The organism is Brevundimonas sp. (genome assembly GCF_035626535.1).
GTDB lineage: Bacteria > Pseudomonadota > Alphaproteobacteria > Caulobacterales > Caulobacteraceae > Brevundimonas.
The window spans coordinates 1-8,664 of the sequence record NZ_DASPNO010000026.1 but is presented as its reverse complement, the minus strand read 5'-3'; the positions used below and the strand labels follow the sequence as shown (position 1 = coordinate 8,664).

At 67.7% G+C, this 8,664-nt stretch carries 7 protein-coding genes; 6 read left to right on the top strand and 1 reads right to left on the bottom strand.

Annotated elements, in window-relative coordinates:
* From VEC04_RS03640 to VEC04_RS03615, 6 genes are all read left to right on the top strand, one after another.
* Positions 1-544, top strand: a 544-nt coding sequence (locus VEC04_RS03640) for a substrate-binding domain-containing protein (protein ID WP_324773934.1), incomplete at its 5' end; no start/stop codon positions are given.
* The gene (locus VEC04_RS03635; RefSeq protein ID WP_324773932.1) at positions 541-3,516 is read left to right on the top strand and encodes a TonB-dependent receptor; all 2,976 of its coding nucleotides are present in this window, start codon (positions 541-543) and stop codon (positions 3,514-3,516) included. The genes VEC04_RS03640 and VEC04_RS03635, both read left to right, overlap by 4 nt.
* Before the next feature lie 92 nt (positions 3,517-3,608).
* Positions 3,609-5,054, top strand: coding sequence for a glucoamylase family protein (locus tag VEC04_RS03630; protein ID WP_324773931.1), 1,446 nt, complete (start codon positions 3,609-3,611; stop codon positions 5,052-5,054).
* Positions 5,051-6,322, top strand: coding sequence for a sugar ABC transporter substrate-binding protein (locus VEC04_RS03625; RefSeq protein ID WP_324773929.1), 1,272 nt, complete (start codon positions 5,051-5,053; stop codon positions 6,320-6,322). The genes VEC04_RS03630 and VEC04_RS03625 overlap by 4 nt, the downstream gene beginning before the upstream one ends.
* Positions 6,322-7,275, top strand: a complete 954-nt coding sequence (locus VEC04_RS03620; protein WP_324773927.1) for a sugar ABC transporter permease — start codon at positions 6,322-6,324, stop codon at positions 7,273-7,275. The genes VEC04_RS03625 and VEC04_RS03620 overlap by 1 nt, the downstream gene beginning before the upstream one ends.
* 41 nt (positions 7,276-7,316) lie before the next feature.
* Entirely contained in the window at positions 7,317-8,132 is an 816-nt protein-coding gene (locus VEC04_RS03615) for a carbohydrate ABC transporter permease (protein ID WP_324773925.1), read from the top strand.
* Positions 8,133-8,183: 51 nt separating this feature from the next.
* Here VEC04_RS03615 and VEC04_RS03610 read toward each other — a convergent pair.
* On the bottom strand, positions 8,184-8,664 hold a 481-nt coding region (locus tag VEC04_RS03610; RefSeq protein WP_324773923.1), incomplete at its 5' end, for a hypothetical protein.

Genomic DNA, 8,664 nt, shown 5'->3' with positions numbered 1-8,664 from the left:
GATCGCCCACATCTCGGGCCCGACCGGCAACCTCGAGGCCGAGACGCGGCTGGCCGGATATCTCGAAGCCATGGCGCGGGCGAAGCTGCCGACCACGGTGGTCGAGGGCGCCTTCACCCAGGCGTCCGGACATCAGGCCGGGGCCGAGCTGGCCCGGCGGAGCGAGCGGCCCGACGCCATCTTCGCCGGCAACGATATGATGGCCGTCGGGGCCATGCTGGCGCTGCAGGACGCCGGGCTGAGCGTGCCCGAGGACGTGGCCATCGTCGGCTTCGACGACGTGCCGATCGCCGCCCTGATGCGGCCCGCCCTGACCACCCTGAGAATCCAGATCGCAGAAACCGGACGCAGCGCGCTCGAGCGTCTCGTCCGCCTCATCAACGCAGCGGGCGAAGCCGTCGCCGACACCGCCTGCGAGGTCGTCCGGCCGGAACTGGTCGTACGCCCGTCAAGCAACCCGGCGACACAGGCTCAAACCGCAACCGGCGCTCGCCCTCGCGACGCCGCCACCGCATCATCTCTGGAGGGGGAGAACCCGCAATGACCCGCAAGTCCAAGCAGTATCTGGGGGCCGCCTCGGCCCTCGCCGTCGCCATCTCGCTGGCCGCGGCCGGCGGCGTGAGCGCGCAGGTCGCCAGCTCGACCCTGCGCGGCACCGTCTATGAAGGCCAGGCCGTCGAGACCGGCGGCACGGTCACGGCGACCGAGATTTCCACCGGCTACGTCAGCCGCGGCCGGATCGGCGCCGACGGCAGCTATGTGATCCCCGGCCTGCGCCCGGGCACCTACCGTATCGCCGTCAGCACCGCCGACGGCCAGTCTGTCGAGGACACGGTCACCGTCTCCCTCGGCCAGGTGGCCACCCTCGATCTCGATGTCGCGGCCGCCTCGACGGTCGTGACCAGCAACGAAGCCACCGACGTGGGCGACGTCATCGTCACCGGCCGCCGAATCTTCGAGGTCCGCACCTCCGAGGTCGCGACCAACGTCAGCCAGGTGCAGATCAACAACCTGCCGCAGATCAGCCGCAACTTCCTGAACTTCGCAGCGCTCGCCCCCGGCGTGCGGGTGACCGAGGGCGAGACCGAGCGGACCATCTCGGCCGGCGGGCAGGGCGCGTCGGCGATCAACGTCTTCATCGATGGCCAGAACCAGAAGTCGACCATCATCGACGGCGGTGTGGGCGGCCAGGACGACAGCCGCGGCAACCCCTTCCCGCAGGTGGCCATCCAGGAGTTCCGGGTCATCTCCCAGAACTTCAAGGCCGAGTACGAGCAGGCCTCGTCCTCGATCATCACCTCGGTGACGCGGTCGGGCACCAACGACCTGTCGGGCGATGTGTTCGTCACCTACCAGGACTCGGACTGGACCGACGAGGACGCCTTCGGGCGCGAGGTCGGCGTCGAGCGGCTGCAGTACGGCGGCTCGCTCGGCGGGCCGATCATCGAGGACCGGCTGCACTTCTTCGGCGCCTATGAGCGCAAGGACGAGACCCGCCGCAACACGGTGGTGCTGAACCGCGCCGCCTACGCTCCGCTGTTCGGCGCCGACACCGGCACCTTCGACGCCCCGTTCGAGGAGGATCTGTTCTTCGGCAAGCTGTCGTGGTCGATCGACGACCGCCAGCGGCTGGATATCAGCGCGACCTACCGGACCGAGCAGGACATCCGCGACTTCGGCGGCATCAACGCCTACTCGCGCGCCAACGCCGTCAACGTCGAGACCATCTCGGTGGTCGCCCGTCACCAGTTCCAGGGCGACGGCTTCCTGAACGAGGCCCAGGTCGATTTCTACGAATACACCTACAACCCGACGGCGCTGAATTTCAGCGACTACGGCCGGTCGTACGTGATCTTCCGCGATGACAGCGCGGCCCCGGGCTTCCAGTACAATGTGTTCAACCGCGAGGACACGGTGTTCAACACCGGCGGGCAGAGCAACAACCAGAACATCCGCCAGACCAACTGGACCTTCAAGGATGATCTGACCTTCCACGACATCGAGTGGAACGGGATGCACACCCTGAAAATGGGCGTGAAGTATTCGAACCAGAACTATTTCGTCGACAAGCGCTTCGGCCGGAACCCGCAGTTCATCTTCGACGTGGACGGCCGTCCGGAAATCAACGGCAGCATCGACATCCCGGTGCGGGTCGAGCTGGGCGCGCTGGTCGCCCCGGCCGACGTGACCAACAACGTCATCGGCCTGTACATCCAGGACGACTGGCAGATCACCGACAAGCTGGAACTGAACCTCGGCATCCGCTGGGACTACGAGGACAATGCGGTCAACAATGACTACGAGACGCCGCAGAACATCCGCGACATGCTGACGGCGATCGAGAACCTGCCGGCCTACGACTTCCCGTCGTATTTCAACCCGGACGACTACGTGACCGACGGCCGCGACGCCTTCACCGGCGCCTTCCAGCCGCGGATCGGCTTCAGCTACGACGTGTTCGGCGACGAGCAGACGGTGATCTTCGGCGGCGCCGGTCGGTACTATGACCGGATCGGCTTCAACTTCGCCTTCGACGAGCGCTTCAAGCCGACCCAGTTCAACAAGGAGATCTTCTTCTCCGTGGCCGGCGGCATGCACGGCGGGGTCAACACCGTCGCCTGGGATCCGATCTATCTGACCCCGGCCGGTCTGGACCCGCTGCTGGCGGCCGCTCCGGGCGCGGGCGAGGTGTTCCTGGTCAAGAACGACGCCGAGCCGCCGCGCACCGATCAGTTCAACCTGGGTGTCCGCCAGAAGTTCGGCGACTTCCAGACGGCGGTCACGCTGGCCTACGGCAAGACGGAAAACCTGTTCGCCTGGTACATCGCCAACGCCGGTTCGGAGACGGGCGACCGCTTCTCGGGCCCGACCCCGACCTCGGTGGGCTTCCCCGAGTTCCGCAACCTGATCTTCTTCTCCAACCATGACGCGGAGCAGGAGTTCAAGGCGCTCTACCTGACGGTCGACAAGCCGTACAACGCGGACGACCGCTGGGGCATGTCGTTCAGCTACACCCTGTCCGACGCCAAGCGGAACGGCAGTCGCGACACCGGCATCGGCGGCTTCGACTTCGACTACAACACCCCCGCCCTGTCGCCGCATTATCCGACCGCCCAGGACGAGCGTCACCGGATCGTCGCCTCCGGCATCGTCGGCCTGCCGATGGACTTCCGCCTCTCCGGAATCCTGACGCTCGGCTCGGGCCTGCCCTTCCACCAGTTCGTCTGCCCGACGGCGTCCAACCCGGACATCTGCTGGAACGGCGGGCGGCCCGCGAAGCACGACTTCATCATCCCGGACGCCTGGGCCTACCGCCAGCTCGACCTGCGGCTGACCAAGGAGTTCGAGTTCATCCCGGGCCAGCGGCTGGAGCTGATCGTCGACGCCATCAACGTTCTCGGCTTCGACAACTTCTCGGGCTTCGAACAGTGCCTGTGCTCGCCCGACTATGGCGATCCGCGGGCGCAGTTCCTGCCCACCCGCAGCCTGCAGGTCGGTCTGCGCTACAGCTTCTAGGGGCTCCTGAACCTGGCGGCCGCCTCCAGCCTGCAGGCCGGGGGCGGCCGATTTCTTTGACGACAAGTGTTCTGAGTATGAGGATGGACCCCATGGATCGCCGCCGGTTTCTGATGGGTTCCACGGTCGCCGGAGCGGGGGCGCTGGGATTGTCCGGTTGCGCGATCCAGCAGGCGCTCGCCTACGTGAATCCGCCGCCGACGCGGATCGACCCTGAGATCGACGAGCTGCAGAAGCGGACCTTCGACTGGTTCGCGCATGTGACGCCGCGCGAGACCGGGCTGACGCCGGACCGCTGGCCGACGAAATCCTTCTGCTCGGTGGCGGCGGTGGGCTTCGCCCTGACCTGCTGGCCGATCGGCGTCGAACGAGGCTGGATGAGCCGCGCGGAGGCGCGGGAGCGGACCCTGAACACGGTGCGCTTCTTCCACGACGCCCCGCAGGGGCCCGCGGCTGCCGGCGTGACCGGCTACAAGGGCTTCTTCTACCACTTCCTCGACATGCAGACCGGCCACAGGTTCGGGCGCACCGAACTGTCGACGGTCGACACGACCCTGCTGCTGGGCGGGATGCTGTTCGCCGCGCAGTGGTTCGACGGCGACCATGCCGACGAGGCCGAGATCCGTCGTCTGGTGCAGGCGATCTACGAACGGGTCGAGTGGGACTGGGCCGTGGTGCGGCCCAACCGCATCTCCATGGGCTGGCATCCGGAGTCGGGCTTCATCGAGGCCGACTGGCACATCTACAACGAGGGGATGCTGGTCCTGCTGCTGGCCATCGGCAGCCCGACCCATCCGGTCCCGGCGGCGGTCTGGGACGAATGGTGCAGCGTCTACGACCGGAGCTGGACCGATCGCTGGGGGCCGGCGCACCTGGCCTTCGCGCCGCTGTTCGGCCACCAGTACAGCCACATGTTTGTCGACTTCCGCGGCATCCGCGATCCGTTCATGCGGGCCAGATCGGCGGAAATTCCCGGCTTCGACTATTTCCAGAACAGCGTCCGGGCGGTTGAGGCGCAGCGCAGATACGCCATCGACAATCCGATGGACTGGGCGGGTTACTCGGCCGACGTCTGGGGCCTGACGGCCTGCGACGGGCCGGGCGACTTCAAACAGGTGATCGACGGCCGCGAACGGCAGTTCTTCAGCTACTCCGCGCGCGGTCCGGGCGACCGGGACGACGGCACCCTGGCGCCGACGGCGGCGATGGGTTCGATGCCCTTCGCCCCGGCCGAGGTGACCGCCTGCCTCAAGGCGATGAAGGCCCGCTACGGCGCCGGCATCTACACCGAGTTCGGCTTCATGGATTCCTTCAACCCGAGCCTGATCGAGCGCGAGGGCCGGCTGCAGCACGGCCGGATCGTGCCCGGGGTGGGCTGGGTCGACGGCGACTATCTGGGCATCGACCAGGGACCGATCGTCATCCAGATCGAGAACCATCGCTCCGACGTGGTGTGGAAGCGGATGCGGAACGAACCCAACATCGTGCGCGGCCTGAAGCGGGCCGGCTTCACCGGCGGCTGGCTGGACAACGCATGACGCAGATGCGGCCGGACCGAAGGGCGGCGCTCGGCCTTCTGGCCGGGGCGGCGGCGACAGGTCTGGCCGGCTGTGCACGGGAGGAGGCGGGCGTCACCCGCCTGACCTTCTGGGCCATGGGCAACGAGGCGACGAATGTCCCGCAGGTCCTGCCGGAGTTCGAGCGGCTGAACCCCGGGATCAAGGTCGACGTCCAGGCCCTGCCATGGACGGCGGCGCACCAGAAGCTGCTGACCGCCTACGCGGGCGACTCGCTGCCGGACCTGAGTCAGGTGGGCAACACCTGGGTGGCGGAGATGGCGGCCATCGGAGCGATCTCGCCGCTGCCGGCCTTCGCCTCCGACCTGCTGACCGACCAGTTTCCGGCGGTGCTGGAGACCAATCGCATCGACGGCCGGCCGGTGGCGACGCCGTGGTACGTCGACACGCGGCTGATCTTCTACCGCAGCGACCTGCTCGAACGGGCGGGCCATGCGTCCGTGCCGCAGACCTGGGCCAGCTGGAAGCAGGCCATGCACACCGTGAAGCGGACGGTGGGGCAGGACAAATACGCGGTGCTGCTGCCGCTCAACGAATTCGAGCAGCTGCTGACCTTCGGACTGCAGGGCGACCAGCCGCTACTGAGGGACCAGGACACGCGGGGCAATTTCTCGAGCCCGTCGTTCGTGGCCGCGCTGGCCTTCTACAAGAGCCTGTTCGACGAGGGCCTCGCCCCGGTGGCCTCGGCGGCGCAGATCTCCAACGTCTGGACCGAGTTCGAGCGCGGCTGGTTCAGCTTCTACTTCTCAGGGCCCTGGACCATCGGTGAGTTCCGCAACCGGCTCAAGCCGGAGACGCGCTGGATGACCTCGGGCGTGCCGGGGCCGGACGGGCCGGGGGCCTCCGCGCCCGGCGGATCGTCGCTGGTGGTCTATCGCTCGTCGCCGCGTCAGGAGGCGGCCTGGAAGCTGGTCCGCTACCTGTCCGAGCCGGCGGTGCAGGCCCGCTTCAATGTCATCACCGGCGACCTCCCGGCGCGCGAAAGCGCCTGGGCCACACCGTCGGTGGCCGGTGACCCCTATATCGCCGCCTTCAAGGGGCAGCTGTCGCGAGCCGAGGCGGTCCCAAAGGTGCCGGAGTGGGAGCGGATCGTCACCGAGATGCAGATCGTGGCCGAGCGGATGGTGCGCGGCGAGTTCACGCCCGAGACCGCCGGCGCCGAGATCGACCGCCGCGCCGACCGTCTGCTGGAGAAGCGCCGCTGGATGCTCGAGCGGGGGAAGGCCTGATGCCGGTCGCCCTCGACGCCGCCAAGACCGTGGTTCCCGCCGCGGTGCGCACGCCGCCGAGAGGGGGAGCGCTCGCCCGCGAGCGGGCCGCCTGGGGCTTCGTGGCTCCGGCGCTGATCGCCATCGGGGTGTTCTTCGCCATCCCCGTGTTCGCAGCCCTGCTGCTGAGCCTGACCGATTTCGACATCTACGCCTTGGCCGACCTGAACAACGTCCGCTTCATCGGCCTGCAGAACTACGAGCGGCTGTTCGCCAATCCGCTGTTCTGGGGGGCGATGAAGAACACCGGCCTGTTCGCGGTGTTGGGCGTGCCGCTGTCGATCGCGGCGTCGCTGGCCGCTGCGGTGATCCTCAATGCCCGGGTGGTGAAGTGGCGGCCGCTGTGGCGGGTGATGTTCTTCGCCCCCTATGTCACCACCCTGGTGGCCACGGCAGTGCTGTGGAATTACCTGCTGCACACCCGCTACGGCGTCATCAACTGGGCCATCTCCAGCGTCGGCTTGCCGCCGGTGGACTGGCTGGGCCAGCCTGAGACCTCGATCCCGGCCATCCTGATGTTCGTGGTGTGGAAGATCTTCGGCTACAACATGCTGATCTTCCTCGCGGTCCTGCAGACCGTGCCCGACGACCTCTACGAGGCGGCGCGGATCGACGGGGCGGGGGCGTGGAAACGGTTCGTGCACGTCACCCTGCCGGCCATCGCGCCCACCCTGCTGCTGGTCTCGATCATCTCGGTGGCCGGCTTCTTCCAGCTGTTCGCCGAGCCCTATGTGATGACCCAGGGCGGGCCGGCGCAGTCGACGGTGACGGTGCTCTACTTCATGTACGAAGAGGGCTTCAAATGGTGGAACCTCGGCTCCGCCAGCGCCGTGGCCTTCATCCTGTTCGTCTGCATTCTGGCGGTGACGCTGGTGCAGCTTGCGGTGGCGAAACGGATGGGGGCCTACGAATGAGCGGCTTCCCCTACGTCCTCCGGGAAAAGAAGAGCGAGGCCATGAAAGCGCGAGCCATCGCCCTCAACCTCGGCGTGGCGTTCATCGCGCTGCTGGTGCTGTTCCCGCTGCTGTGGATGCTGTCGGTCAGCTTCATGTCGACCGGCGAGGCGGCGACCTTCCCGCCGCCGCTGCTGCCGAAGACCTGGACGCTGGAGCACTACCGTGACCTGTTCGTGACCCAGGGCATGGGCCGCTACCTGTGGAACAGTTTCGCCCTGGCGACGCTGGCGACCGGGCTGGCGCTGCTGTTCACCGTGCCGGCGGGCTACGCCTTCGCCAAGCTGCGCTTCCGCGGCCGCGAGCGGACCTTCCAGCTGCTGGTCGCGGCGCTGGTGGTGCCGGCGCAGATCGGCACCCTGCCGCTGTTCCTGATGCTGAAGGGAATGGGGCTGGTGAACACCTACGCCGGGGCGCTGGTGCCGTGGTTGGCGTCGATCTTCGGCCTGTTCCTGGTGCGGCAGTACTCGCTGTCGATCCCGGACGAGATGCTGGAGGCGGCGCGCATCGACGGCGCGAGCGAGGGCCAGATCTTCCGCCGCGTGGTGCTGCCGACGCTGCAGCCGATCATCGTGACGCTCGCGCTCTTCGTGTTCCTTGGCAGCTGGAACGACTTCCTGTGGCCGCTGATCATCCTCACCGACCAGTCGAACTACACCCTGCCGGTGGCGCTGGCCGCTCTGTCGCGCGAACACGTCCAGGACATCGAGATGATGATGGCGGGGGCGGTGATCACCGTCGCTCCGGTGCTGATCCTCTTCCTCGCCCTGCAGCGCTACTACATCCGCGGCATGCTGGCCGGGAGCGTGAAGGGCTGATCTGACGGAAAGAAGGACGGCGGCGACCGTGGGGCCGCCGCCGCTGGATGGCTATTGAGCCGCCGGCTGTGCCGTTGCGGCGGGTTCAGCGGGCGTCTCGGCCGTGGACGGCGCGTCGCAGTAGACCAGCCCCTCGAGGAAAAAGTCGCCGGCGACCACGTTGCCGAACATGTCGTACATGATCCCGGGACGGACTGCGGTGTGGATGGTCTTGCGCAGCGGAGTCCCGCCGCAGATTTCCTCCGCCCGGCGGTGGAAGTAGGCGCGGGCGTTGGCGGCGTTCGACGGCGCCCCCGGCAGCATGACGCGAACCGTACGGCTGCCGTCGAGGTTCAGGGCGTCGGCATAGCCGTAGTATTTGCCGGCCTTGGTATCGATCACGGCATATTCCGACGAGGCGCAGCCGGCCGCGGCCAGTCCGATCGCGGCGAGCAGGCCGGCGAGGCCGATCCGCTGGATCGACCCCGCCTTCATCACGATGCTCACTGGGCGCCGCGGCGCGCGCGCGCCGCGGCGCCCAGTGAGCATCGTG